This is a genomic window from Pseudoalteromonas sp. GABNS16E (assembly GCF_028598715.1).
Lineage (GTDB): Bacteria > Pseudomonadota > Gammaproteobacteria > Enterobacterales > Alteromonadaceae > Pseudoalteromonas > Pseudoalteromonas atlantica.
Window position 1 is genome coordinate 1 of sequence record NZ_JAQREZ010000125.1, and the last position, 1,483, is coordinate 1,483.

General features: G+C 43.6%; 1 protein-coding gene. It reads right to left on the bottom strand.

Translation table 11 applies throughout. From position 1 onward, the window contains the following. Window positions 1–315: 315 nt before the first annotated feature. Window positions 316–1,470, bottom strand: coding sequence for an IS110 family transposase (locus PSI06_RS20900; protein WP_029772239.1), 1,155 nt, complete (start codon window positions 1,468–1,470; stop codon window positions 316–318). Window positions 1,471–1,483 lie beyond the last annotated feature (13 nt).

Sequence of the window (1,483 nt, forward strand, 5' to 3'; positions counted from 1 at the left end):
GGCGTTGGTATGACTCCCACTGTCAAGTTAAACGCACTGATCCCTGCCTAACTTTTTAAGCCATAATTACTTTAGCTCGAATTAGAGCGAGTTAATACATAGGATGAAGCAAGTAATGTCGTCGGTTATCTTGCTGATATTCGTTGGTTATTACTATTTCTAGTAACAGAGCAGACCTTACTTATTTCGTCGTGGCACCTGTCTTCAGTCTATGTTCGTGGTTCAATGCAGCGTTAGCTGCACTGCCATCCTAACGCCGTCGGTGGTTGTGCCACACCCGATGCTTGATCCCATGCATTAACTCTAATACGTTTATCATGCGGGTACTCTTGCCAATCTAAGTTTTGTATTCACTGGCGTAAGCACCACTTCTTTTGCAATAGCCCATATGTACGCAATCATTTCTCGGGCAATGGCGGTAACAACCAGATTGTAGTGTTTCCCTTTGGCTATCATTTTTTTATAGCGTTTGCAGAGCCTAATCTGTGCTTTCCACGCAATATCAATAATGTCCTTTGGTAAGCCTTCTTGTCGTTTTTGCATATCTGTTGATATATTTGCCGCATACCGATAAGTGTGTGCACCTTCCACAAGAAGGCGTCTTGCTCGGCCATTTCCGCATTTTGTGATGGCGCCAATATGGCGTTTGCCACCACTCGAGTGTTCACTGGGTACAAGACCGAGATAACTCATTAATTTACGGGGATGGTCGAAACGCGATAAATCGCCAAGCTCAGCAACAACGCCAGTGGCGACCAACAAACGGACACCACGCATAGCTTGTATTGCTTTGACAACAGGATAATAACGCCACTGGTGAACGTGGTGTGTTAGTTCATTGTCTAGCCGTTCAAGTCGGCTTATTCGTTCGGTAATTGTGTGTAAAAATTCTTGTAAGACGATGTGCTGAGCGGGGTGTGGCAGCACAATCTCAGTGAGCCAACGTAAATGTTTTTGTGACCAATTCGCAGTGCCTTTATAATTGATATTATTGCGAAGCAACAGCGCCTTTAATTGATATTTGGCATCTTTTAAGTCCTTCATTGCCACTTCGCGTGCACGAGATAAATCGCGTACAGCTTCATCTTCAGGCTCGGGAACATAGATAGGTGTTAAATCTTCAGACTTAAGTAATTTAGCAAGCTTAAGAGCATCACGTTTATCGGTTTTAATCTTCTCACCAGGTTTTTTAGGAATAAGAGAGGGCGCCACCACGTAACAGCAATGGCCGAGGCTGGTAATTAACCTGTAAATCCAATAACCACATGGGCCTGCTTCATAAACAAAATGAAGTGTTGCGCCAGAGTATTTCGATTCGAACTGACGAACAAGCTTTTGAACGGCCACTTTGGAAGACGAAACTCGGCCAAGATGAACAGGTTGCGCACCTCTATGTTCTTCAATATAGGCGACTTCATTGAATTCTTTATGTGTATCAAGACCGATAAAAAGTATGCTATGTTTATTCATGTTAGCCTCTGCT